General features: G+C 69.0%; 21 protein-coding genes. 9 read left to right on the top strand and 12 right to left on the bottom strand.

Translation table 11 applies throughout. The annotated features are described in order from the left end of the window. Positions 1-32: 32 nt before the first annotated feature. Positions 33-1,211: a glycosyltransferase family 4 protein gene (locus tag NY1_RS31420; protein ID WP_067720761.1), complete on the bottom strand. Its 1,179-nt coding sequence runs from the start codon at positions 1,209-1,211 to the stop codon at positions 33-35. Positions 1,212-1,516: 305 nt separating this feature from the next. Here NY1_RS31420 and NY1_RS31415 point away from each other — a divergent pair, with 305 nt between their 5' ends. Next, positions 1,517-2,374, top strand: coding sequence for a class I SAM-dependent methyltransferase (locus NY1_RS31415; protein WP_233434574.1), 858 nt, complete (start codon positions 1,517-1,519; stop codon positions 2,372-2,374). Here the strand turns inward: NY1_RS31415 and NY1_RS31410 are convergent. Then, positions 2,336-2,638 carry a hypothetical protein gene (locus NY1_RS31410; protein ID WP_067720759.1) on the bottom strand — a complete coding sequence of 101 codons (303 nt, stop codon included), beginning with the start codon at positions 2,636-2,638 and terminating at the stop codon, positions 2,336-2,338. The two genes, NY1_RS31415 and NY1_RS31410, sit on opposite strands and share 39 nt — an antisense overlap. A 212-nt stretch (positions 2,639-2,850) precedes the next feature. Next, positions 2,851-3,054: a hypothetical protein gene (locus NY1_RS31405; RefSeq protein ID WP_067720758.1), complete on the bottom strand. Its 204-nt coding sequence runs from the start codon at positions 3,052-3,054 to the stop codon at positions 2,851-2,853. 269 nt (positions 3,055-3,323) lie between these two features. Between NY1_RS31405 and NY1_RS31400 the strand changes: the two genes are divergently transcribed. Further along, positions 3,324-4,754, top strand: coding sequence for an aldehyde dehydrogenase (locus NY1_RS31400; protein WP_067720757.1), 1,431 nt, complete (start codon positions 3,324-3,326; stop codon positions 4,752-4,754). 59 nt (positions 4,755-4,813) lie between these two features. Continuing rightward, positions 4,814-5,113, top strand: a complete 300-nt coding sequence (locus NY1_RS31395) for a DUF4190 domain-containing protein (protein ID WP_067720756.1) — start codon at positions 4,814-4,816, stop codon at positions 5,111-5,113. Positions 5,114-5,176: 63 nt separating this feature from the next. Here the strand turns inward: NY1_RS31395 and NY1_RS31390 are convergent, their stop codons facing one another. The 3 genes from NY1_RS31390 to NY1_RS31380 form a co-directional block, all read right to left on the bottom strand. Then, positions 5,177-7,003: a phosphoenolpyruvate carboxykinase (GTP) gene (locus NY1_RS31390; protein ID WP_067720755.1), complete on the bottom strand. Its 1,827-nt coding sequence runs from the start codon at positions 7,001-7,003 to the stop codon at positions 5,177-5,179. Positions 7,004-7,247: 244 nt separating this feature from the next. Then, positions 7,248-9,179, bottom strand: a complete 1,932-nt coding sequence (locus tag NY1_RS31385) for a hypothetical protein (RefSeq protein ID WP_084535685.1) — start codon at positions 9,177-9,179, stop codon at positions 7,248-7,250. A 6-nt stretch (positions 9,180-9,185) separates the two neighbouring features. Further along, positions 9,186-9,884: a hypothetical protein gene (locus NY1_RS31380; RefSeq protein WP_067720754.1), complete on the bottom strand. Its 699-nt coding sequence runs from the start codon at positions 9,882-9,884 to the stop codon at positions 9,186-9,188. 259 nt (positions 9,885-10,143) lie between these two features. On the opposite strand from NY1_RS31380, the gene NY1_RS31375 reads away from it, so the two are divergent. Genes NY1_RS31375 through NY1_RS31360 form a run of 4 tightly spaced genes read left to right on the top strand, consistent with a single transcriptional unit; the run spans position 10,144 to position 16,761 of the window. Beyond that, positions 10,144-11,634: a lipase family protein gene (locus NY1_RS31375; protein ID WP_084535683.1), complete on the top strand. Its 1,491-nt coding sequence runs from the start codon at positions 10,144-10,146 to the stop codon at positions 11,632-11,634. Between the two features lie 59 nt (positions 11,635-11,693). Then, complete coding sequence (gene trmB, locus NY1_RS31370; protein ID WP_067720753.1) at positions 11,694-12,497, top strand: tRNA (guanosine(46)-N7)-methyltransferase TrmB; 804 nt, start codon at positions 11,694-11,696, stop codon at positions 12,495-12,497. Beyond that, positions 12,494-13,243 (top strand): NYN domain-containing protein, encoded by a 750-nt coding sequence (locus NY1_RS31365; RefSeq protein ID WP_084535681.1) that lies wholly within the window; start codon positions 12,494-12,496, stop codon positions 13,241-13,243. Before trmB ends, NY1_RS31365 begins: the two co-directional genes overlap by 4 nt. Then, positions 13,243-16,761 (top strand): MMPL family transporter, encoded by a 3,519-nt coding sequence (locus NY1_RS31360; RefSeq protein ID WP_067720752.1) that lies wholly within the window; start codon positions 13,243-13,245, stop codon positions 16,759-16,761. Before NY1_RS31365 ends, NY1_RS31360 begins: the two co-directional genes overlap by 1 nt. 179 nt (positions 16,762-16,940) lie before the next feature. Here the strand turns inward: NY1_RS31360 and NY1_RS31355 are convergent, their stop codons facing one another. The 6 genes from NY1_RS31355 to NY1_RS31330 form a co-directional block, all read right to left on the bottom strand. Next, a complete protein-coding gene (locus NY1_RS31355) occupies positions 16,941-19,157 on the bottom strand; it encodes a DUF2339 domain-containing protein (RefSeq protein ID WP_233434573.1) in 2,217 nt (738 codons plus the stop codon). A 95-nt stretch (positions 19,158-19,252) separates the two neighbouring features. Next, a complete protein-coding gene (locus NY1_RS31350) occupies positions 19,253-20,071 on the bottom strand; it encodes an alpha/beta fold hydrolase (protein ID WP_067720808.1) in 819 nt (272 codons plus the stop codon). Between the two features lie 116 nt (positions 20,072-20,187). Then, positions 20,188-20,811 (bottom strand): DUF1707 SHOCT-like domain-containing protein, encoded by a 624-nt coding sequence (locus tag NY1_RS31345; RefSeq protein ID WP_157762580.1) that lies wholly within the window; start codon positions 20,809-20,811, stop codon positions 20,188-20,190. A gap of 109 nt (positions 20,812-20,920) precedes the next feature. After that, positions 20,921-21,583, bottom strand: coding sequence for a response regulator (locus tag NY1_RS31340; protein WP_067720750.1), 663 nt, complete (start codon positions 21,581-21,583; stop codon positions 20,921-20,923). Between the two features lie 64 nt (positions 21,584-21,647). Continuing rightward, the gene (macS, locus tag NY1_RS31335; protein WP_067720749.1) at positions 21,648-22,832 is read right to left on the bottom strand and encodes a MacS family sensor histidine kinase; all 1,185 of its coding nucleotides are present in this window, start codon (positions 22,830-22,832) and stop codon (positions 21,648-21,650) included. After that, complete coding sequence (locus NY1_RS31330; protein WP_233434572.1) at positions 22,816-24,177, bottom strand: AI-2E family transporter; 1,362 nt, start codon at positions 24,175-24,177, stop codon at positions 22,816-22,818. The genes macS and NY1_RS31330 overlap by 17 nt, the downstream gene beginning before the upstream one ends. 146 nt (positions 24,178-24,323) lie before the next feature. On the opposite strand from NY1_RS31330, the gene NY1_RS31325 reads away from it, so the two are divergent. Beyond that, a complete protein-coding gene (locus tag NY1_RS31325; protein WP_157762576.1) occupies positions 24,324-24,953 on the top strand; it encodes a VOC family protein in 630 nt (209 codons plus the stop codon). Positions 24,954-25,012: 59 nt separating this feature from the next. Next, positions 25,013-25,447: a YdeI/OmpD-associated family protein gene (locus NY1_RS31320; protein WP_067720748.1), complete on the top strand. Its 435-nt coding sequence runs from the start codon at positions 25,013-25,015 to the stop codon at positions 25,445-25,447. The last annotated feature ends 1 nt before the right edge of the window (position 25,448 follow it).

Genomic DNA, 25,448 nt, shown 5'->3' with positions numbered 1-25,448 from the left:
ACCGGTCGGCGCGGATTCGAAAGAGAAAGCGGCTAAGGCTGATTCGCGGGCGTCAGCGCGACCAGACCGGACACCCGCCGGCCGCGGGCGACGGCCGACAGCACCTGGTGGACGCCGTTTCCGGTTTGCTCCCAGGAGAATTCGCGCGCCCGCATGCGCGCCTTCTCGCCGAGTTCGGTGCGCGCCTCGTGATCGGCGAGCAGATCGCCGGCGGCGGCGGTGAGCTGGGCGGCGTCGTCGACGAGCAGGCCGGTCACCCCGTCCACGATGGAATCGGTGAGCCCGCGCGAACTGCGATAGCCGATGGTCGGCACCCCGTGCTGCGCCGCCTCGATGACCGCGAGCCCCCAGCCTTCCTTGCGGGAGGGCAGCACGTGCACCCAGGCCCGGGACAGCAGCCGGTGCTTGTGGTCCTCGCCGACGTGCCCGTGGAAGGTGACGGCGTCGGCGATGCCGAGCTCGGCGGCGTGCGCGCGCAGATTGTCGGCCCACCAGCCGTCGCCGATCACATCCAGGTGCAGGTCCGGAATGCGCCCGCGCAGGCCCGCGACCGCGGTCAGCGCGTCCTCGATCTGCTTGTGCGGAACCAGGCGCGACAGCACCACCATGCTCGGATGCGGGGTGCGGGTGGCGTCGTCACCGGCGGGCACGTGCGCGGGCACCGGTTCCGCGCCATTGCGCACCACGGCGATCCGGGCGCTCTCGACCCCGAGCGCGGTCAGTTCCTCGGCCGACGGCAGCGACACGGTCAGGTACTGGTTGCCGCGATGCACCCGCGGCGACAGCCGCGATTCGATCCACCAGCCGATCCGCCCGACCAGTTTTCCGGCCACCGGCCATTGCTCCCGGTGCCCGTGATGCACCAGCACCACCGTCGGCGCGGCGCTCGCGGCGCGCGCGAAGAAGGGAATCCCGTTCTGGGTATCGATCACCGCGTCCGGCCGCACGTCCCGCAGCGGCCCGATCCCCAAGCGCCCCAAGGCAATGGCCGCGAGCGCCCGCGGATACACGGTGTACCGCCCGCCCCCGCGACTGATCTCGATCCCGTCGACCCGTTCCCGCCGCGCCGCCCCGGGGTAGCGCGCGGTCCTCAGAGTGACCTTCACGCCCCTGGCCGCGAGCTGCGCGCCCACCTGTTCCAGGTAGCGCTCGCTGCCCCCGCCTTGCGGATGCCCGGTGTCGCGCCAGCACAGCAGCAGCACTTCACGCACGGGCGGATCTCCAGGGTTCACTACGACGATCAACGGACAATGGGCTCCACCCTATAGCCCCACGTCAACCCCCACCCCCTTAGTGGTCATCCGACCCGCTCCGATCGCCGCGCATAGCCACCGTGCCGTGATCCGGAAGCGACCGGGAAACCCGGCGAAGGAGGCCGACCGGCCCGCACCGGCCCAGGGCTTCGTCCGGATGCCTTACGGCGTGGCGCGCGACCCGCCGCGACAGGCCCGGGTGGGGGTGCGCGAGAGTACGGGCGGCGGGGATGGGGGTGGCCGGTTGTGCGAGACTTTCCGCCGTGCTTCGAGCTGAACAGATCGCTTCGCGCTGGGCCGGGCGCCGCCCGCGGTTCGCCGGGCGGGCGACGCTGCGGCGGTCGTGGCGGTTGCTGTCGAGTTTCCGGTTCGAGCAGACCGATCCGGCCGTCTTTTATGGCGGGGTGGCCACGGATACCGCGGAGCTGGTGGCGGATTTCTATCGGGATCTGACGGGGCGGTCGCTGCGCGGGACCATCGTGCTGGACGTGGGCGGCGGGCCCGGGTATTTCGCGGACGAGTTCGGCCGGGCCGGGGCCAGGTATCTGCCCGTGGAGCCCGATCCTTCGGAGATGCACGCGGCCGGGCTGAAGGTCGCGGGTTCGGTGCGCGGGTCGGGGATGGCGCTGCCGTTCCGGGACGATGCGGTCGAGGTCTGTATTTCGTCGAATGTGGCTGAACATGTACCGCAGCCGTGGGTGATGGCCGAGGAGATGCTGCGCGTCACCAAACCCGGTGGGCTGATGGTGTTCTCGTACACGGTGTGGCTGGGCCCGTTCGGCGGCCACGAGACGGGGCCCTGGCATTACCTGGGCGGGGAGTTCGCGGCGCGCCGGTATCTACGCAAGCAGGGCAAAGAACCCAAGAACCGTTTCGGGCGTTCGCTTTTCGCGGTGCGCGCGGTGGACGGCCTGCGCTGGGCGAACTCGACTCCGGACGAGGTGGAGATCCTGGCCGTGTTCCCGCGCTATCACCCGTGGTGGGCCTGGTGGATGGTGCGGGTACCGGGCCTGCGCGAGCTGCTGGTCAGCAATCTGGTCGTGGTGGCCACCAAACGGGCCGGGGCGCAGGCGGATCGGCGTTCAGCGCTCGAGCCGGCCGCGACGCCAGAATCGGCGTAGACCGTCCGTCCGTTCGGGTTCGCCCCAGGGTGACTCCTGGGTTGCCAGCCCCACCGTCTCCAGCGCGGTCAGCCCGACCTGACAGGCCAGGGCATTCACCGCGGCAACCGCTTCCGCGGCCTGCAGGGCGGCGGTGGCCTGCTCGGTGGTGAGGGTCCGGCCTGGCAGAAATGACACCACCCAGCCACCGAAACCGACGCTTTTCGCCTGGTGCGGCGTGAGATCGCTGGTCATCAGCGACCGGTCTACCACTTGCACCGCCATGACTCGGACTCCCCTGTGTGGCAACGGTTCATGTGTAGCGCGAGCTATCCACGGTAGCTATAAAGCATGCTCGCTACGCCTGCGGAATGCAATAGTGCGTTCCCCGAAAAGCGAACCGACAGGTCGGGATTCGATTTTCCCGAGTGCTCCCGGTTTGCCGACCGGATGCCGAAGCCCTTGCGCCCCAGCGCGTCCGGCGGCCCGGGCGAACCTCACATGTCCGACACGACCAACCGCATTACCGGCTGCCCCGAGCGGCCGGCCTCGCGTGGACCCTCGACGACCTCCACCCGCCACCCCGGCGGCAGCACCCGCTGCAACTGACTCGCGGCCCGATGCATCGGCGTGGTCGCCGACACCTGGGCGAGCCCGGTGATCTCCGGGAAAAGGAAAGGATCGATGTCCACAGCGGTCATGCCATTCGCCTACCCTTCGCGTATCGAACCAGCAGTCGGCCGCGGGCGGCATTCCGCGCACGGTCGAGGCATCAAACGTACCAATAGCTAATTTCGAGCAACCGGCCAGATCGGCGGCGGAACAAGAATCACGCAGAGCATAAGCCACCGATAGGCAAACCGAATTGCGAACCGGTTAACTGTGCGCGATTAAATGAGTCCCGTTCAGCGGGACGCGAATCCGGACTGGAGTCCAGACAACGATCCCCGCAAAACTGTAACGTGTTCTCATGGATTACCAGAGCCTGTTCATCGGCGGCCGCTGGACCGCGCCCACCAGCAGCGATACCCTCGCCGTCGTCTCGCCCGCCACCCTCGAAACCGTGGGTAGCGTGCCCGTTGTCACCCGCGCGGACGTCGACGCCGCGGTCGGCGCCGCCCGGCATGCCTTCGACCACGGGACCTGGCCGTCCACCCCGCCGGAAGAACGCGCCCAGCTGCTCGCCCGCGTGGTGGAATTGCTCGATCGGAAAGCGGGCGACCTGACCGCCGCGCTCTCCGCCGAAATGGGCGCGCCCACCATGGCCGCCAGCACCTTGAATTACGTCCCGGCCCGCGCCACCCTCGATTTCTATGCCGGACTCGGCAAGGCATTCCCGTGGACCGAAAGCCGTACCGGCCTGTTCGGCACCAGCCGGGTGTCCCGGGAACCGATCGGCGTGGTCGCCGCCGTCATCGCCTGGAACGTGCCGCTGTTCCTGGCCGTCAACAAGCTCGCCCCCGCCCTGCTGGCGGGCTGCACCGTGGTGCTGAAGCCGGCGCCGCTCACCCCGCTCGCCGCTAACCAGCTGGCCGAACTCTTCACCGAGGCCGGACTGCCCGAGGGCGTGCTCTCGGTGCTCCCCGCCGAGGCCGACGCGGCCGAATACCTGGTCTCGCATCCGGACGTCGACAAGGTGACCTTCACCGGCAGCACCGCGGTCGGCCGCAAGATCGCGGCGATCGCCGGCAGTCAGCTCAAGCGCTGTTCCCTGGAGCTCGGCGGCAAATCCGCGGCAATCCTGTTGCCGGACATGAATATCGAGGACATGCCGAAGCTCGCCTTCGCCGGTCTGATGAACTCCGGGCAGGCGTGCGTGGCGCAGACGCGCATCCTGGCGCCGCGCAGCCGCTACGACGAAATCCTGGACGCGCTACAGGCTTCCATCGGATTCTTCCCCGTCGGCCTGCCCGACGATCCGGCGGCGCAGCTGGGCCCGCTCATCTCCAAGGCGCAGCGCGAGCGCGTCGAGGGGTACATCGCCAAGGGCAAAGACGAAGGCGCGCGGCTGATCTCGGGCGGCGGGCGTCCCGACCTGCCCGGCTGGTACGTCGAGCCGACCGTGTTCGCGGACGTGAACAACGGCATGACCATCGCCCGCGAGGAGATCTTCGGTCCCGTGCTGTCGGTGCTGCCCTACGACACCGAAGACGAGGCGGTGGCCATCGCCAACGACTCGGATTACGGTCTGGCCGGCTCGGTCTGGACCACCGATATCGAACACGGCGCGCAGGTCGCCTCGCGCGTCCGCACCGGCACCTACGCGATCAACTGGTACGCCTTCGACCCGTGCGCCCCCTTCGGCGGGTACAAGACCTCCGGCATCGGCCGCGAGAACGGTCCCGAGGGACTGGAGGCGTACTGCGAGACCAAGTCGCTCCTGATGCCGATGGGCAGCTGAGCCCGAATCCCCACGGCCGGATCATGATTCAGTCATGGTCCGGCCGCTGTACTACGGCCATGAACTACCAGCCGCCGCTCCAGCCGAACCACCCGGCCCAGCCCGCGAAGAAGAACACCCTCGCCATCGTCACCCTGATCACCGGCCTGCTCGGCTTCTGCGTGCTCCCCGTGATCCTCGGCTTCGTCTCCCTCGGGCAGATCAAGAAGACCGGCGAATCCGGGCGCGGCATGGCCATCACCGGCATCGTCGCCAGCATCATCTGGACCGTCGTGGGCATCGCGGTCGGCGTCCTCTCCGCCGCGGGCTCGGAATCCGCCGAAAGCCTCGGCGTACTCGCCCGGACCCTGGCCGTCTGACAAGACGAAAAAGCCCGCTCGCACCTCGATGGCGCGGGCGGGCTTCTTTCGTTGCGGGGCTACTTATCCCAGGCGCTCCTTGAGGGCCTCGAACTCGTCGCGCACGCCGGAGGGCAGCTTGTCGCCGACGAACTCGAACCACTCTTCGATCATCGGGATCTCACGCTTCCACTCCTCGACGTTCACCGCGAGCGCCTCGTCGACGTCGGCGGCATTGACGTCCAGGCCCTCCAGGTCGAGGTCGGCGGCGTGCGGCACGGTGCCGATCGGGGTGGTCTCGCCCTCGGCGGTGCCTTCGATGCGGCCGACGATCCACTCCAGCACGCGGGAATTCTCACCGAATCCGGGCCACAGGAAGCGGCCGTCGGCGCCGCGGCGGAACCAGTTGACGTAGAAGATCTTCGGCAGCTTGTTCGCGTCGGCGTTCTTGCCCAGCGTCACCCAGTGGTTCATGTAGTCGCCCACGTGGTAGCCGAGGAACGGGAGCATGGCCATCGGGTCGCGGCGCACGGTGCCGACCTTGCCCTCGGCGGCGGCGGTCTGCTCGGACGACATGGTGGCGCCCATGAACACGCCGTGCTGCCAGTCGCGGGACTCGGTCACCAGCGGCACGGTGGTCTTGCGGCGACCGCCGAACAGGATGGCCGAGATCGGCACGCCCTGCGGGTCGTCCCATTCCGGCGCCAGGGTCGGGCACTGCGACATCGGGGTGCAGTAGCGCGAGTTCGGGTGCGCGGCGAGGGTTTCCGACTCGCGCTCGTACCAGTCGTTGCCCTTCCAGTCGATCAGGTGATCGGGCTGGCCCTCCAGGCCCTCCCACCACACGTCGCCGTCATCGGTGAGCGCCACGTTGGTGTAGACCGTGTTGCCCGCGTCGATGGTGGCCATCGCGTTCGGGTTGGAGGAGTGGTTGGTGCCCGGCGCGACGCCGAAGAAACCGAACTCCGGGTTGACGGCGTAGAGGCGGCCGTCCTCGCCGAAACGCATCCACGCGATGTCGTCGCCGAGGGTTTCGGCGCGCCAGCCCGGGATGGTCGGCTGGATCATGGCGAGGTTGGTCTTGCCACAGGCCGACGGGAAGGCGGCGGCCACGTAGTAGTTCTTGTTCTCGGGCGAGATCAGCTTGAGGATGAGCATGTGCTCGGCCAGCCAGCCCTCGTCGTGCGCCATGGCCGAGGCTATGCGCAGCGAGTAGCACTTCTTGCCCAGCAGCGCGTTGCCGCCGTAACCCGAACCGTAGGACCAGATCTCGCGGTCCTCGGGGAAGTGGGTGATGTACTTGGTGTCGTTGCACGGCCACGGCACGTCGGCCTGGCCCTCGGCGAGCGGGGCGCCCACGGAGTGCAGCGCCTTCACGAACGCGCCGTCGGTGCCGAGCTTCTCCAGCGCGGCGGCGCCCATGCGGGTCATCACGCGCATGGAGACCACGACGTACTCGGAGTCGGTGATCTCGACGCCCAGCTTGGGGTCGGCCGCGCCGAGCGGGCCCATGCAGAAGGGCACCACGTACATGGTGCGGCCCTTCATGGAGCCGCGGTACAGCTCGGTCATGGTGGCGCGCATCTCGGCCGGGTCGACCCAGTTGTTGGTCGGGCCGGCGTCGGCCTCGGTCTTGGAACAGATGTAGGTGCGCGACTCGACGCGCGCGACATCGGTGGGGTCGGACAGCGCCAGGTACGAGTTCGGCTTCTTCGCCTCGTTCAGCTTCTTGAAGGTGCCCGCGGCGACCAGCTGCTCGGAGAGACGGACCGCTTCGGCTTCGGACCCATCCGCCCAGACCACGCGGTCGGGCTGGGTGAGTTCTGCGACCTCCTGTACCCAGGCAAGCAGTTCCTTGTGCTCGGTGGGCGCGGTGCCATCGTGAAGACCAGGAATGGTCGCTGAGGTCATGAAAACTCTCCTGAGATGGGCGGCTTCGCTGTATGTCACCTCACGACGGCGTGAGGCTCCCGACACCGAGTGCCACCAATTGCGGCAAGGCACCCACCCGCCTTGCCGATAGCACGCCCCGGATGGACGGCGTACAAGGACCAAGCGGACGCCCAGGTTCCTGCCACACAGGTTAACGCCATATATCCCGAGGGATGGAATCGGGTTGTCCAGTCGGTACCGGGTCGAAACCTCCGACCAGCCGCTATGCGAATTCGAGTGCGGCAAGGTCACGTTCGCATGCCGCCGTCAAGCCGGGTCGCCGCTGCGCCGCCGAGCGCAGGTCGGCCTCCAATTCCCCTACCCTCCGGTTTGTTTCGACCATCCGCGCGGCACAGTCCTGGACCACCCGGTCGGTGAGCCGCTCCTCGGTCTCCACCAGCGCCGTGGCGACCCGTTGTTCCAGCTGCGCCTTGACGTTGACCAGGGCATCTGCCACCCACTGCCGTAAATGAGCGCGCTCAGCCAATTGGCCGCGCGCCCGCACCACCCAGGCCGCGGCCACGACACCGAGAACCAGACCGACCGGGAGGAGCGCGTATTCGAGCCCCTCGAACAGGCTCATCGGCGCCATCACCAGCCGCCCCAAACCGGTTCCGGCCGACGCCCCGACCGCGAACACCAGATGATCTTCGACACCCCGGCGGCGCGGCCCCGGATCCGGTCCGACCTCGGGCGGTCGCGCCGCCCGCCGCACCGCACCCCGGAACTCGCTGTCCACCGCGAGCTCCCCGCCCCGCCCCGATCCGGTTCCCGCCCCGGACGATTCGGCCGGGCCGTCCTGGTCCGGCCGACCGGCCCACTCGCCGAGCGCGGCCGATCGAGCGGCCCGCACCACCTGGTCGAGCTGCGCCGAGACCTCGGCGAGGCGCTGCCGCACCGCGCGATCCATCTCATAGGTGAGTTTGTCCACAGCACACTGCAACCGCTGTGGAAATCCGCCGCGCTCACCCGCCGGCAGCCGCTCCAGCTCGACCCGCACCGCCGCATTGAGCGCCCGCACCCGCGCACCCGTCTCGTGCAGCAGATCGACCCGCGCCAGCTGCACCCGATTCCGCACCGTCGCCATGGCCGCCCCGCGCCCGCCGTCCCCCACCGCCAGCAAGGTCGCCCGCTCCTCCCGCAGCGCTGCCACCTCCCGCCCCGACCGCACCTTCTCCAGCTCCGCCGCGATCCGCCGGCGAGTCTCCCCCAGCACCCGCTCCCGCACGATCGCCCCCTGATCGGCCACCGCCCCCGCCCCCGCCGCGGCCACCAACCGCGCATGCAGCAACCCCACCCCCGACCGATCCAGCAGCGCCGCATCCCCGTTCGCCCGCGCCGCCATCGCCATCCGCGCCGACACCGGCACGATCTCCGCCGCCATCTTCTCCGCACTCAGCAACTCGCAATCCAGCCGCCTGACCTCCCGCCATTCGGCGTGCGCGTGAATCCCGTCCAACGCGAACACGATCCGCGTCCCCTCCGCGATCAACCCCCGCAACTCCTCCAGCAGCCCCGCCCCGATCGGCGCCCCGCCCTCCAGCACCACGAGCGCGACCGGCACCGGCAGCCCGGCGTCCCCGCAACCCGGCTCCCGCGCAACCAGATCCACATGCGGTGCGAACCGCGCCAACTCGGTACGCAAAAGCGTCATATTCACATCCGCGCCACACCCGATCAGCGCCACCTGTCCCGCCCCGGCCGTCCCCGCCGCCCGCACCAACGTCATCCCGTTCGGATTCCACCGCTCGACGATCCCCGCGACTCGCTCGGAGAACCCACACCCCGATCCCACACCCGGCCGCGCCCCACCGCAATTGTGTATTGCCACATCGACTTCCGGCCCCGCCCCGGATTCCGCACTCCCGGCCTCGGCCACCCCGTGCGTCGATGAGCCGATGCCGCCTGCCGAACGCTGCATCGACGGCGCGACCGCGCGGACGGCTTCCGGCCGGGAAGCAGTTGACGACGAAGGAGCCGAAGCCTCCAGTGCGAAGGCAACTTCGGGCCCCGCCGTGTCGTGCTCCGGTGCGGCGGCGGGCCGGGCCGCCGGCGCCTCCGGTTCACGTGCCACGCCGGTCGGTTCTGGCAGGTCGAGGGAACCGGCCGGGCCGTGGAATCCCGGCTGGCGCGTGTCGTCGAACTCGCTGTCCACCGATACTCATTCGTTCTCCACGCCCAGTTGGCTTGCTTCACCCCGTAGTTCGAGAGATACCTCCTGGTAGAGGCGGTGGAGGTGCTGATGGACGGGATCTATTCCGCTGGCGCAGTGGAGGATCTGGAGCAGGGCGCGGGCATCGAGAGCCGGGGCGTGGCGGAGGGCGGCCAGGGCGTAGGTGATGGCGAGCAGTCCCCAGCGGTCGAGGAGGGTGCGGCGGGCGGGCGCGTCGGGGCCGATGGCGGGGTGGGTGAAGCGATCGGGGGTGAGGGTGAAGGCGGGGTCGGTGTGGTCGCGATGGGTGCGCAGGGTGTGGAGGTCGGCGGGGGTGAGGATGCCCGCGCGGGTGCGGGCGGCCAGGTCGGCGATGATCGGGTAAACGGGGAGAGACAGTGTGGCGGAATGGTTTTCGGCGGCGACGGCGGCCTCGCGGCAGTGGATTCCGATGGAATCGGCCTTGTTGAGTAGGACAAGGGTGCGGGCGCGCGGGAGGGATTCCAGGAGGTCTCGGTCCGCGCGTCGCAGGGTGCCGGGGAGGACATAGAGGAACAGGTCGGCGTCGAGGGGCGGGTTGGGTTGCCCGGGCCGGTCGACCGCGGGCGTTTCCTCGGCGGAGATGAGGGACAGTGCAGTTCGGATGGTGGTTTTGCCCGCGCGGGCGCGGCCGGTGACCTGGATGCGCGGGGATCGCCCTGGCGGCACAGCGGCAGCCTAATGGTCGCGGACGCGGGTGGGTGGAGATTCGGATTCGGCATGACCGCAGGTCAGCTCACCGGATGTGAGTGGTGACTGTGCGTTCGCGGTCCACCTGTGCGACAGCACAATTCGGTGCAACAGCTCTTCACATGTACCCGGAATTCACCTACCGTTTTGATCCGGTCGGCAAGTGCGCCGATACGCGGCGTCAGCGTTCGGCTCCATCCGGTCCGGCCCTGCCCGCAAGCTGAGCAGGGAGGTTGCGATGAGCGTCAATGCCGACGTCATCGGATACGGGGAGGCGGACAGCACCGCATACCGTTCCGGACAGCACACCGAAGCGGTGCGGCCGGTGCGCGGCACGGCGGGCAGCATCGCCTTCAGCGCGATCGGGCACAGTGTGCGCGGAAATCGGGACGCCGGACGGGAGTACGACTCGTGGTCGGCCGCCGCCGGCGAATTCGGTGACGAGCGCCCGCTGCCGCCCAGCCTGGATCCCTTCCTGCGCGCTCCCGCCGGCTTCGCCGCGCACGCGCCCGGCACCGTCCTGCGCAGCCGCGAAGTGGAGGTGGCGCTGTTCGGCGTGGTCCCGCAGCACGTCACCGCCTGGCAGCTGCTGTACCGCTCCACCGACCTGAACGGCCGCGCCGAGGTGGCCATCACCACCGTGCTGCTGCCGAAAGGCGCTGAGCCGGACCCGGATCGGCCGCTGCTGGCCTTCCAGTCCGCCATGGACGCGGTCACCGACCGCTGCGCGCCGTCGTATGCCCTGCGGCGCGGCGCGCTCGCGCCCGGCTCCATCACCCAGCTGGAATGGATTCTGGTGGCCAATGCCCTGCGCCGCGGGTGGGCGGTGAGCATCGCGGATCACGAAGGGCCGCACGGCAATTTCGGCGCCGCCCGCGAACCCGGCTATCGCGCCCTGGACGGCGTGCGCGCCGCCCTGCGCTTCGCCCCGCTGAGCCTGCGCCCGGACGCCAAGGTCGCCGTCTGGGGTTATTCCGGTGGCGGCATGGCCAGTTCGTGGGCGGTGGAGATGGCCCCCGAATACGCGCCGGAGCTGAATATCGTGGGCGCGGTGCTGGGCGCGCCGGTCGGCGATCCGCGCGAGGTGTTCCTGAGTCTCGACGGCGGCCTGTTCGCGGGTTTCCCGGCCATCGTGATCGCCGCGCTGCGCCGGATCTACCCGCAACTGGCCGAGGTGATGCGCGAGGACCTCACCGAGGCGGGCCACCGGCTGCTGGAGCGCGCGCAGAGCATGGGCCCGATCGCGGTGCTGCCGCTGCTGGTCGGCCGGCGCATGGACGACTACCTGCGGCGCCCGCTGGCGGAGATCCTGCCGCGGCTGGAGCCCATGTTCGACGACATCCGCCTCGGCAATTCCACCCCGGCCTGCCCGGTGCTGGTGGTGCAGCCGGTCAACGATCAGGTCATTCCGGTCGCGGGCATCGACGGTCAGGTGGAGCGCTATCGCGCGGGCGGCGCGGCGGTCTGGTACCTGCGCGATCGGCTGAGCGAACACTTCTCGCTGCTGCCGCTGTCGACCCCGCTGAGCCTGGATTGGCTGGCCGATCGGATCGCCGGCAAAACTCTCACAGAACCCACAACCAAGACTGTCTGGTCGGTAGCACTGGCTCCGGCCCAGTGGCGCAGCATGGTGGAAATGGCAACTACCGCAATGCGAGTCACGCTCGGCCGCCCCCTGCGGCAGGCGTCCGCGCAGGTCCCCGGGGAGACGACGGAGCTGGCGGCCTGACCGCAGGCGCATCCCGCATCGCGTGGTCGATTGCTGCGCTAATCATCCAATACTGGACAATGGACGCCGTGAACGACGCCGCGAACCACACTGCCGAGCCAGTTCCCGGGGCGGGGTCCGCCGACGCCGCCGGTGACGCCGATCACCCGACCGGGCACCGGCTCTTCCCCCGGGTCACCAGTTTCCGCTCCCGCCGCGGCGCCATCTCGGCGACGCAGGAGGCGGCCTGGGACCGGATGTGGCCGGTCATCGGCCGGGACGTGTCGGACGACAAGCTGGATGCCGACGCCTGGTTCGGGCGGTCGGCGCCGCTGATCATCGAGATCGGCTGCGGCACCGGCACGGCGACGGCGGCCATGGCACAGGCCGAGCCGCAGTTCAATCTGATCGGCATCGAGGTGTACCGGCCGGGCCTGGCCCAGCTGGTTCAGCGGGTGGAACGCGAAGGCATCGACAATATTCGGCTGCTGCGCGGCGATGCCGTGGATGTCCTGGAAAATATGATTGCTCCCGAATCGCTGACGGGTGTCCGAGTGTTCTTCCCGGACCCGTGGCCGAAGGCGCGTCATCACAAGCGGCGGCTGTTGCAGCCCGCCACCCTGTCTTTGATCGCGAGCCGGCTGCGGCCGGGCGGCGTGTTGCATGTCGCCACGGACCACGCCGATTACGCGGAGTGGATTGCCGAGGTGGGTAAGGGAGAATCCCAGTTCATCGGCATGAATGAAGCCACCGGCGGCGATCCGGAGGCCTATCGCGAAAACGCACCGATCGGTTTTGAACGTCCGATTACCAAGTTCGAAAGAAAAGGACTCAGCGCGGGCAGCGCCATCACCGAGTTCATCTGGGGGAAGATCGAATCATGAGCGTCAGTGAAATGGCCCGCGAGGTCGCGGATGTTGCCGAAATAATGCACGGCACCTCCTCGTCGGCGGAACTAACGGGCACTCCGAGCCTCGGCGGCAGCAATACCGATGTGCGCCGCGTCCTGCTGGTCTGGGATGCGCCGAACCTCGATATGGGCCTCGGCGCCATCCTCGGCGGCCGCCCCACCGCCGCCTACCGTCCGCGTTTCGACGCGCTCGGCCGTTGGCTGCTGGCCCGCACCGCCGAATTGTCGGTCGGCAGCGTCACCCGGGTCGAACCCGAAGCCACCGTTTTCACCAATATCGCCCCCGGCACCGCGGATGTGGTGCGGCCGTGGGTGGAAGCGCTGCGCAATGTCGGCTACGCCGTCTTCGCAAAACCCAAAATCGACGAGGATTCCGACGTCGACAACGATATGCTGGCCCATATCGAGCTACGCCGCCGTGGCGCGGGGCTGGCCGGCATCATGGTCGCCTCCGCCGACGGGCAGGCATTCCGCGCACCGCTCGAAGAGATCGCCAGTACGGGTATCCCGGTTCAGGTGCTCGGATTCCGCGAGCACGCGAGCTGGGCGGTCACGTCGGATATTCTCGAGTTCATCGATCTCGAGGACATCCCGGGCGTGTTCCGTGAACCGCTGCCCAGGGTGAGCCTCGATTCGCTGCCCGACGAGGGAGCATGGCTGCAGCCGTTCCGGCCGCTGTCGGCACTGCTCACCTCCCGCCCCGCTCAAGGAGTCGCTTAGTGTTCACCCGCTGGGGCGACCTGGTCTACAAGCTGCGCTACACCGTCTTGGGGGTGACGGTGGCTGCTTTGCTCTCACTCGGATATTTCGGGCTGGGAGTAGAAAACCACCTCAGCTCCAGCGGATGGTTCGATCCGAATTCGGAGTCGACACAGGCTGCGGTGCTCAAGGATTCGGTGTACACCCGCGACCACAACAGTGACGTGGTGCTGCTGTACACCGCACCCGACGGGCAGACCGTGGATGATCCGGCGTGGAATCAGAAGATCATCGACAGCCTCAACTCGCTGCCGAAGAACTACCCGCAGATCACCAAGGTCAATGTCGCGCCGTGGAAGACCGAGACGGGTCAGCAGGTCGCGCAGGCGGTCAGCCCCGATCGCAAGAGCGCGTTCGCGACGGTCGCGCTCAACGGCAATAACGACACCGAAATGCTGGCGGCGTATGGCGCGGTCCAGAACGCCTTCGCCATTCCGGGCGTGAAAGTCGAGGTCGGTGGTCTGCAACCGGTCGCGTACACGCTGAACAACACCATCGCCAGCGACGTCAAGCGCATGGAGCTGATCGCGCTGCCCGCCGTGGCGGTGCTGCTGTTCTTCATCTTCGGCGGAATCGTGGCCGCCGCACTGCCTTTGATCATCGGCGGTCTGACCATCATCGCCGCCAACGGCATGATCATGGCGCTGACCAAGTACACCGAGGTGAACTCGTTCGTCTCGGCCGTGGTGTCGATGATCGGCTTGGGTCTGGCCATCGACTACGGCCTGTTCATAGTCAGCCGGTTCCGTGAGGAATTGGCGGAAGGCTATGACACGAAAGCCGCCGTACGCCGGTCGGTGATGACCGCCGGGCGCACGGTGAGCTCCTCGGCCACCATGATCATCGCGGCCAGTGCGGGCATGCTGCTGTTCCCGCAGGGCTTCCTCAAGTCCGTCGCCTACGGCACCATCGCCGCGGTGCTGCTGGCCATGATCACCTCGCTGACCGTGCTGCCGGCCCTGCTGGCGATTCTCGGTCCGCGCGTGGACAGCCTGAGCCTCAAGTGGATTCGCAAGACCAAGACGGCCGAAGAGGTCGAGGCCGGATTCTGGGGCAAGCTCACCGCGTGGGTGATGAAGCATCCGCTCAAGGTCGCGATCCCGCTCACCATCGGGCTGTTGCTGCTCATCATTCCGGTGAAGAACCTGCAGTTCGGCGGTATCTCGGAAACCTATCTGCCGCCGGACAATCCGGTGCGCCTGGCGCAGCAGCACTTCGACGAGACGTTCCCGCTGCGCAAGTCCGATCCGGTGCAGCTGGTCATCATCACCGACAATTCGCGCGATATCGGGCCCATCCTCACCGAGGCAAATCAGGCTCCGGGGCTGGTGAAGAACGCGCAGTTCGGCATTCCGGCCAAGCCGCCGAACGGTTCCAACGTGTGGGTCTCCGACGCGACCGTCGAGGACAGCGCGCATCCGGAGGCGACCATCGACTATCTGCGGTCGATGGAGGTACCGGACGGCGCGGAGGTGCTGGTCACCGGTCAGCCGGCCATGCAGATGGACAGCCTCGACACGCTGCTCGATCGCATGCCGTGGATGATCGGCATCGTTCTGCTGGTCACCACCATCCTGATGTTCCTGACCTTCGGTTCGCTGGTGCTGCCGTTGAAGGCCGCGCTCATGAGCGCGCTCGGCCTCGGCTCCACGCTCGGCATCCTGACCTGGATCTTCATCGACGGGCACGGGGCGTCGCTGCTGAACTTCACGCCGCAGCCGATCACCGCGCCGGTGCTGGTGCTGATCATCGCGATCATCTACGGCCTATCCGTGGACTACGAGGTATTCCTGTTGTCCCGCATGGTCGAAGCGCGCACCCAGGGCGCGAGCACCACCGAGGCGGTGCGCGCGGGAACCGCCCAGACCGGGCGGATCATCACCGCGGCCGCTTTGATCCTGCTCGTCGTCACGGGTGCGTTCGCCTTCTCCGATCTGGTGATGATGCAGTACATCGCCTACGGCATGGTGGCGGCGCTGTTCATCGACGCGACCGTGCTGCGCATGCTGCTGGTGCCCGCCACCATGAAGCTGCTCGGCGACGACTGCTGGTGGGCGCCGGCCTGGATGAAGAAGATCCAGCAGAAGATCGGGCTCGGCGAGCCCATCCTCGATGACGAACGCCCCGGCAACGAAGAGGTCGTCGACCTGGTCAAGACCACCCCGGTCACCGACCCGGTCACCATGCAGATCCCGATGCTGGCCGACGGTTCCACCCCGGCCCGCCCGGCCCGCAAACCGCGCCCGGTCCGCACCGTGGACAGCGAAGCGCCCACCCAGCGCATCGCCGACGCGGCGCCGACCATCCCGGTGATCTCGTCGACCACCCCGCCCAAGCCCGAAAACGTCTCCGCCCCGGCCGATCCCGAACGCAAGAGCGGCTTCGGCTCCACCGCAGGCGATTCGGCGACCAAGAGCTTCGGTTCCGCCGGGGATGATTCGGCGGGCACGGGCTTCGGCTCCGCGAGTAGCAGTGCGAGCGGCTTCGGGTCCGCGCCAGGCGGATTCGGTGCGGCACCGAGCGGTGCCAGTGGCTTCGGGTCCGCCGGCGGCGGTACGACGGGCTTCGGCTCCGCGCCGAGCGAGGCGAGTGGTTTCGGTTCCGCGACCGGCGCTGCCGGTGGCCGGGATCGTGCGGACGACGGGGCGTTCACGCCGTCCGGACTCGGGACGCCCGGTGGCTCGGTACGCCCGGCGGAGAACGGTCCGGATGCGGCGACCGTACGCGGTGGCGATGGGGCGTTCGCGCCGGAGGCGAACCAGCCGACGCCACCCGGCGGACCGGCGACGCCGCCGAGTGGGCCGGTTTCGCTGCTCGGAACTCCGCCCGGGACCGGCAAGCCGTCCATCCGTCCGAACAGCGGTGCGACCGGACACCCGAAGCCGCTGCCGTCGATCTCGCAGCCGCCCGCGCCGCAACAGGATTCGGCCGAATCCGACGCCCCGAAGCCGATCGGTGCGGAGCGCGTGCTGCCGCCGCCGTCGATGAAGGTGCCGCCGCATCCGGCGACGCGCGCGCAGCTGTATCAGCCGAATCCGCCTGCGGGCGAAGGGCAGAGCCAGGTGCCGGCGTCGAACCCGGCAGCGGCACCGAACCCGGTTCCGGAGCAGAGCTCGAACCAGGCTCCGAGCCAAGGTCAGAGCGCGAACCAGGCGGCGCGGCCGGGCCCGAGCCCGCTGCCGAACCGCGGTCAGCATCCGGCGCCGCGGCCGATCGCGAGCCAGGATTCGAGTCCCGAGACGGAACCGGTCGCGGCTCAGGAGCCGGTGGAAGGGGATGCGACGGAGCATCATCCGACGCATCACTCCGTGGACGATGCTCCGCAGGGCGGGCGCAGCAGCAATATCGAGCAGTGGATGTCCGATCTGCGCTCGGCCCGCCGCCGGCCCGAGAAGACCGATGACGAGGGCAAACACCGTGGTGGTGAGGGCCGTACGGTCAGCGTGAACGAACTGCTCCGTCGTCAGAACCACGACTGAGCGTCCACGCATTCGAACGCAGAAGGCCCCGCTGGGAAAATCCCAGCGGGGCCTTTCGCTGTTTCACGCCGGCCGTTCTGACGTTCCAGAGCCGCTAGTTGGCCTTTCGTGTCGCCGGTTCGACTCTCGTCTCGCCGGTTGGACCTCTCGTGCTGTCCCCAGGCTGTGTGCGCTGGGGATTAATGCGAAGGGGCCTGGGTGTCTGCGGCTTCGGCCGCTTCGGCGAAGGCTCGCGCGTAGCGGGTGCCCACCACGAGGAGCAGAACGCCGACTACCAGGAAGGCGCCCGCGCGGACCAGTCCGTCCAGGGTCGCCAGGTCGAACAGGAACAGTTTGGCCAGGGCGGCGGCGGTCAGCAGTAGACCGGCGGCCAGGGAAACCTTGGCGGACTGCGGGGTTCGGGCCAGGCGGCGCAGGCCGTACAGGAGCGCGGTGGTCGCGGTCGCCATCCACGCGATGGTGGCGATGCCGTGGCCCGCCAGGAAGCCGTCCGGGTTACCAGTGGCGATACCGAGCGAAACCGTCAGGGCGGTCAGGGCGTAGAGCGCGGCCAGTCCGGCGACCACCGCGACGGCGGCCACATCGGATTCGCGATCGGCGAGGCCGAGGCGGCGGGCGCACCGGAACGCGGCGCCCAGCGTGGCCAGCGCGGCGATCGCCGAGAGGGCGGTCGCGATGCTCAGATGCGCTTGCGCGGTGCTCTTGTCGGCGAGCATCGCCGGCGTGGCATTGCTCAGGAACACCATGCCGCCGAGCACCAGGAACGCCGCACCGAGCGCCGCGGCCACCCGCGAGCGCTGCTGCCCGCCCACGGCCAGGAAGCCGCTCGCCACCAGGAACAGCGCGATGGCCAGGGTCCGCACCGTGGTCACGCCGAAGCAGGTTTCCAGCAGCGCGCAGGCTCCCGCCACCGCGGAAACCACCGCGAGATGCGCCGGAATCCGCACCAGCCCACCGAGTTTCGGAACCCAGGGCAGCGCCGCCACGGTGAGCAGTACCGCCGCGAACACACCCGAGACGATCGCACCGGTATGCGCCTGGAACAGCGTCGGAGCCGCCAGCAGCGGAACGGTGGCCGCCCCGAAGGTGAAGCTCGCCGTGCTGTCCGTAGGCCGCCGGCGCACCACCAGCACGGTTCCTACCAATCCCACGACGGCGACCGCGACCGCCGCGGCCAGCACCTGATTCCGCTCGATCGCGGTCGACGAATCCAATGCCGTGGCCACCACCGCGACGAACGTGGCGAGCGCGGCCGGAACGGTCCGCACGATGTGCAGATACGGCCAGTCCCGCACCAACTGCACAGGGAGCGCGGCAATCTGGAGCACGATCAGGAACGCGAGCAACGCCAGCTCGGTGGTCACCGCGGGCGATAGCAACGCCGCACCCAGCACCACCAGCACGGCCAGCGCCTCGGACTTCCACCGCATGGCCAAAGCCACACCCCCGGCCGCGATCCCCAGCGCAACCACATACCCCACAACAGGATTCAGCCACCCATAGAAGGAAGTCACCGCGACGACATCGAGATATCCCCCAGCGATACCCGTAGCCGCCAACGCGATCGCCCCCACCTGTCCCCCGGCCCGCCCGTGCACCCGCGCCGCCACAGCGACCAGCGCACCCGAGAAAGCAGCCCCGGCAACAACTCTCGGCACCGGCCCGAAGAACCCCGCCTGCGCCGCCAGCACCAGCAACATCACCACACCGATCAAGGTGACCCCGACACCGGCAACTGCCAGCACCCGGCTGATCACTCCTTCCCGCTGCCACCACGGCGTCCGCGGAGTCCGCCCCGGCACCGGCCGCCGCGGCGAAACCGGCGCCATAGCACCGTAATTCGTACGATTCACCCCCGGCATCCCGGGCATGCCCGGCCCCGGCACGTACCGCGGATCCACCCCGCCCGGCGGCAGCCACGCCCCCGCACCCGGCACCGGCGCCCCGGCGGCCGGGAACCCACCGGGAAGCGGCGCGGCGGGAGTTGCGCCCCAAACGGGCGCGGCAGGCGGCACAGCCCCAGCCGCACCGGGCCGAGCACCCGGGTAACCCATTGCCGCGGAAGGAGAACCGGCCTGCGGCGCTCCGGCAATGCTCGGCTCTGCCGCGCCGACGGGCATACCGCCGGTCGGGATCGGTCCGGTGGGTGCGCGGTCAGGTTGTCCCGGTCCGGCCGGGAGAGGTTGACCGGTTTCGAAGGGGTTCCAGGCGGCCGGGCGCGCGGAACCGCCCACCTCCGGGGCGGGGGTGGGCGGGGTCGCGGTGCGGGTGGTTTCGGCGACGACCTGATCGCGCAGTACATCGAGATCACGGCCGAGGACGCTCATGGTGTGGCTGAGCGACGTGAATTCGGTCGACAGCCGTGCGATCAAGCGGGGATCGAGGGCGGTATTCATGCTGGTCATCCTGTCCGCCGAGCAGGGGCGGAGGGATGAGTAGAAACACCCGGGTGGTGGTCGATTCCTACGCGAATCGACCAGGTGGGAGCCCGTCAGGCGGACTGAGCGGCGGCGGCGCGGGCCACGGTGGCGCGGATGGCGGCGGTGACGCGGTCGGGGGTTTCCAGCATGGGGACGTGGCCGACGCCGTCGAGGTGGTGGACCTCGCGGGTGGGGGTGGTGGTGAGGGGGGCGTAGAGGTGAGGTGGGAGGACGCGGTCGTATTCCGGCATGAGGATGGTGACCGGTACGGGGAGGTCGTCCAGGGCGGTGAAACCGGCGGGGAGGCCGGGGTCGTGGGCCAGGTCGTCGATGACGAGGCAGTTGGTGGCGGCGGCGGTCATGAGTTTGGCCAGGCGGTGGTCGACGGTGGCGGGACGGTGGGCCAGCAGCGGCAGCAGCAGGCTGCGGATCATGGAGGGCATGGCCGAGGGGCGTTCGCTGTCGATGCCGACCAGGGGGCCGAGGGCGCGGAAACGGCGGATGAGGGAGGCCGCGGAGGAGGGATCGGCCCAGAGTCCGGCGGGGGCGAGGGCGGTCACCGAGCGGGCGCGGCCGCGGGCGGCGAGTTCCAGGGCCAGCCAGCCGCCGAGCGAATTGCCCGCGATATGGGCTGTGTCCCAACCGGTTTCGTCGAGCAGGGTTTCGATGTAGTCGGCGAGGGAGGCGACGGTGGCGGGACGTTTCGGCGCGGGACCGCCCCAGTGACCGGGGAGGGTGGCGGCGAGGACATCGTGATCGGCGGCCAGATCGTCCAGGACCGGGAGCCAGGACTGCCAGGTCAGCACCACGCCGTGCAGGAGCAGCAGCGGTTCGCCCTGGCCGATCCGATGCCAGGGTGCCGGGATCGAATCTGCCGTGACGTCCTCCATGGCGGTGACGATACCCGGCCGGACGCGGTGTCGCGGCGGCTGCTTCACGTGAGATCGGCAACCCGTCGCTGCGCGCCGAGTTCACAAGCGCGGCAAGCGATTACCGGTGTCGTGGTTCACGCCCCGTTGAGGAAACGCTTCCAGTGGGTGCCGAAGGGGTGCTTGGCGGTGACCGACCCGAACCAGAGCTGACCGTGCACCACCAGGTGCAGCGGCCCCATGGGCGGACCGGTGCGCACCTTGTTGTTGATGCTGGATCCGTTGAGGTTGAGGCTGTTCAGATCCACCGTGGCCGCGGGCGGCACCACCAGGGTGAGCGAGCTGAGCGTGCTGCGCACCCGGATCTCGACCACCTGGGTGGACATGACGGCCTGGGTGAAGTCCAGGGTCACGCCGGAGAGGGTGTTCTCGAGTTGCAGCACCGGCGGCACATGCCAGACGCCCTTGCGTTCGACGCCGGACAGAAAGGCCCGGACCACGTTCGAGGGTGCGCCCGGCTGCGGCACCCGCTGCGCCTGCACGAATCGCGGCGGCGCGGCCGCGGGCTGCCCGATGAGCCGGACCCCGGGCAGATCGATCAGTACGGCATTGAGTTCGCCGCGGGTCTTGGCCGCCAGTGCGGTATCCATGCGTTCGGTGAATTCACCCAGCGACAGCATGCCCAGCCCGACCGCGCGCTGTAGTAACCGTCCGACGTGTTCGCGTTCGACATCCGATACCCGTAGATCGCGGTCGCCGATGACGGCGGCGCCGGTCTCGAGGCCGGAAACAGATTCAGGACCTCCCATGATTCGAGGTTAGCGAGCACCGGGGCGGATTCACATCAGGGCAATCCCTGAAACCGGCCCCCTACTCCAGTCCCTGTTCGATGGCGTACCGGGTCAATTCGACGCGATTGCCGAGTTGCAGTTTGCGCAGCGTGGATTGCACATGGTTCTCCACGGTGCGATGGCTCAGGCTCATCCGCGTGGCGATCTGCTTGGCGGACAACCCTTTCGCCACCATGCGCAGCACCTCGGTCTCGCGTTCGGTGAGCGCCGGCCGATGCGGTTCGTCGCGTTCGGGCGGTGCGCTGGCGATGCGCCGGTACTCCCCGAGCACCAGCCCGGCCAGCCCGGGCGTGAACACGGCCTGCCCGGCGGCGGTGGCGCGCACGGCGTCCACCAGTTCGGTGGCCGAAGCGCTCTTCACCAGATAGCCGATGGCCCCGGCCTTGATGGCGTCGAGCACATCGTCGCGTTCGGCGGAGGCGGACAGCACCAGCACCCGGCTGTGCGGGGACACCCGCAGCACTTCGGCGGTGGCGTCGGCCCCATTGCCGTCGGGCAGTTGCATGTCCATGAGCACGACGGCCGGCTGCACCGCCGCAGCCCTTCGCCCGGCGGCGCCGACCCCGTCGGCCGTGGCGACCACGTCGAAGCCGTGTTCGGCCAGGTCCCGGGCCACACCATCGCGCCAGATCGGATGGTCGTCGACCACCATGATCGAAATCCGCTCGTCCGCCTCGGACATCTCCACCTCCAGCCGTCGTCTCTCATTCTCGCCCCTCGCCCGGGCGCGGGCGCGGACCACCCGCTCAGGTGCGCGGGATCCGGAACTCCCATTCCGCCCCGGGACTCTCCTCGCCATCCCCGGCCGCCTCGGCTTCGAACAGCAGCGCCGCCTCGCCCCCGATCGCGGCGATCCGGCCCATGATGGAACGCGAAACCCCCATGCGGCCTTGGGTTTCGGCTTCCGCCAGCCGCCCGGGCCGGATGCCGGGCCCGTCGTCACGCACGCTGATCACGATCTCGTCGCCGGTATCCTCCAGCAGCACATAGGCTTTCGCACCCGGCTCGGCATGCTGCACCACATTGGCGAGGGCGGCCGCGACCGCCGCGGCGGCTTCCCGGGCTTCCCAGCGGCCCAGCGGCACGGGTTCGCCGGGCGTGGAGACGAATACCGACGGGGTGGCCTGTGCGGTCAGCAGCGGCCGCAGATCCTCCTCCGCGCCGCCGGTCTCGGCGCGCCCGCCCTGTTCGGAGATGAGCACCCGCAACGCCACTTCCTGCTCGCCCGCCCGTTGCGCGAGTTCGGCTGTCGGCCCGCCGATTTCACCGCCCCGGCGTTTGATGTAGCTGAGCACTTGAAGCACCCCGTCGTGCACTTCGCGGGCCAGCCGTTCCCGTTCCTCGGCGGCGGCGGTCAGCCGGACGGCCCGTTGCAGCTGTTCGTGGGCTCGCCGGGCGGTATTGGCCGCGAGCCCGATGGCCAGGCCGACCGACACCAGCACCGGCACGGTGGCATCGCGCCAGACGTCGAAGCCCCATTGCGAGCGCGCGGTGAGAATGGCCGCGGCGATCAGGATCCCGGAGCTGACGCCGCCGAACGGCCCCCACAGGATGGCCGCCGACATGACGGCGTTGGCGGCCCACAGCGTGGTGGGCAGGGTCTGATGTCCGTGGTACCAGTCGTAGTCCGAGACCAGCCGGGTGGCGAAGACCAGCAGGATGACAACGAGGTGGTCGCCGAGCACCACGATGGTCCGCACTCGTTTGAGATGCCGGATCCGCCACTGCGACAACAACAGTGCCGAAGCCCCCGACCACACCGCCATGAGCGCGATGAACATCCAGCTGAGCCGCTGATTGGTGTAGTACTGCACCGAGGCGAACTGCTGTCCGATCGCATAGATCAGCGTGACCAGCCGGAATGCCTGGGCGGCGCGCCACAGCGGGGCCGTGGCGGCATCGTCGGAGTCGGGTTCAGTCCGCGTCGTCATCGGCGGAAGGCGTTGGGGCGGAAGGATTCACCTCGGAAGCGCCGGATCCGGCCGGGGCCGGTTTGCCGACGGACGCGCTCCCCGTGACCGACTTGCGGGCGGCGGCGCTGCCGACCTCGGTGACCTTGCCGCTCGCCCCGGTGGGCAGCGGCAGCTGGTAGCGCGCCGGATCGGGGTCCTCGTCGGGTTCGGCGCTGAACATGGGTTTGTGCGGATCCCCCGTGTGCAGGTCCTGGTACAGCTCTTCGGGCGAGTCCGCGAGCAGCGAGCGAATCGCGGTATTGAGGACCGCGACGAACGGCACCGCGAGCAGACCGCCCGCGATACCGGCCAGCACCACGCCCGCGGTGATGGCCAGCACCACCGCCAGGGGATGGATCCGCACCGCCCGCCCGAGCAGCAGCGGCTGCAGCACATGGCCTTCCAGCTGCATGATCGCCACGGTGATGCCGAGCACGATGAGCGCGGTCACCAGACCCTTGGTCATGAGCGCGATGAACACCGCCACCGAGCCCGCGATGAACGAGCCGATGATCGGGATGAAGGCGCCGATGAACACCAGCGAGGCCAGCGGAAGCGCCAGCGGCACATTGAGAATCGCCAGGCCCGCGCCGATGCCGATGGCGTCCACGCCCGCCACCATGACGGTGGCGCGCACGAATCCGGTGAGCGTGCCGAAGCCGAGTTTGCCCGCGGTGCGCACCTTTTCGCGCTGCGCGCTGGGGATGACCTTGGTGATGAAGGCCCAGATCTGATCCCCGCCGTAGAGGAAGAAGATCAGGATGAACAGCGTCAGGAAGGTGCCGGTGAGGAATTCGCCGATCACGGTGGCGGTGGTGAGCGCACCGCTGGTCAGCGTGTCCTGATTGTTCTCGATGGTCTTGACGATGGTGTCGCCGGCATTGCGGATCTGCTCGTTGCTCAGGTGCAGCGGCCCGTTGATCAGCCAGTCCTGGATCTGATGCACCGAGGTCTTGAACTCGTCCGACAGCTGCGGCACACCGGTGACGAACTGCTCGATCACGAAGGTCATCACCCCGGCGAGCAGCCCGAGCGATCCCATCAGCGCCACGAACACGCCGATGGACCGCGGCACGCCCAGCCGCTGCATGAGGTCCACCAGCGGCGCCAGCAGCGCCGCCCCGAGCAATGCGATCGACATGGGAATCGTCACCGTGGACAGCCGCTGCGCCAGATACGCCACCGCGAGCACCGCCGCGAAGATCAGCAGCAACCGCCACGACCATTCGGCGGATTTGCGCACCAGCGGATGCACGGCGTCGGAGTCCCGGCGACCTTTCTCCTCCGGCGTCCCGATCGGTAATGCCCCCGCGTCCTCGCTCACGCGCCCGAGCCTACTGTGCAAATCCAGCTTTTCGCCGTGCCCGAAACGCGCGCGGCTCCCGGTATTGGCCCGTAGTCATTACTCAGTGGTGGGTTCCGTGGTCGGCACGGATGGCAGCGGGGCGGGGCGAATCTAGCTTTATGAGCATGGAAATCAACGCGAACATCAGCACCGGCATCAACGTTCAGCTCGAGGTGGCCGATCCACAGGCCGCCGCCGCGATCTACGAGACCGCGTTCGGGCTCGGGGACCGGATCGGGTTCCGCACCGCGACCGCGCCGGCCACCGGGTTCCACGGGTTCATCCTGTCGCTGGTGGTCGCGCAGCCCTCCACCGTGGACAGCCTGGTCGGGACCGCGCTCGAGGCCGGGTTCACCGTGCTCAAGGCCGCGAAGAAGAGCCTGTGGGGATACAGCGCGGTCATTCAGGCCCCGGAGGGCACCATCTGGAAGATCGCCACCTCCAAGAAGAAGGACACCGAGCCGTTCACCCGGGCGGTCGAGGACGTGGTGCTGCTGATGGGCGTGTCGGATGTGAAGGCCAGCAAGCAGTTCTACACCGAGCGCGGGCTGACCGCGTCCAAGAGCTTCGGCGGCAAGTACGCCGAGTTCGCGCAGGAGGGTTCGCCGGTGACGCTGGCGCTGTACCCGCGCAAGGCCGCCGCCAAGGAGGCGGGCGTGTCCATCGAGGGCAGCGGGTCGCACGGTCTGGTGCTGCACAGCGGCATCGGCTCGTTCGCCGACCCGGACGGCTACGTGTGGGAGACGCGGGCCTGAGCCCCGGCTGGTCCAAGATCGTTGTAAGTCCTCCGCCGAGAATCGAACAGGAGCAGGTCATGAAGTTTCGGTCCCACGTCGAGCCGCCCGAGCCCATGCGGGGCCTGGAAGTTCCGCCGGAAGTAGTGGAAGCGCTGGGTGAGGGCGCGCGCCCGCCGGTGACGATCACCATCAACGGGCATTCCTGGAAGAGCCGGATCGCCCTCATGCGCGGCCGGCATCTGATCGGCCTGAGCAAGGCCAATCGCGAGGCCGCGGGTGTGGAGATCGGCGAGGACGTCGAGGTGGAGGTGCAACTCGACACCGAACCGCGCGTGGTCGTCGAACCCCCGGACTTCGCCGCGGCACTGAACGCCGACCCGGCCGCCCGCGCCGCCTACGACAAGCTCGCGCACAGCCGCAAGCGGGAGCATGTGCACGCCATCGAGAGCGCGAAGAAGCCGGAGACGCGGCAGCGGCGCATCGAGAAGGCCATCGCCGCCCTGCACGGCTGAA

This window comes from Nocardia yamanashiensis NBRC 100130 (genome assembly GCF_001613325.1).
In the GTDB taxonomy this organism is placed as follows: domain Bacteria; phylum Actinomycetota; class Actinomycetes; order Mycobacteriales; family Mycobacteriaceae; genus Nocardia; species Nocardia yamanashiensis.
The sequence above is the reverse complement of the archived record's forward strand: the minus strand, read 5'-3'. Positions and strand labels throughout refer to the sequence as shown.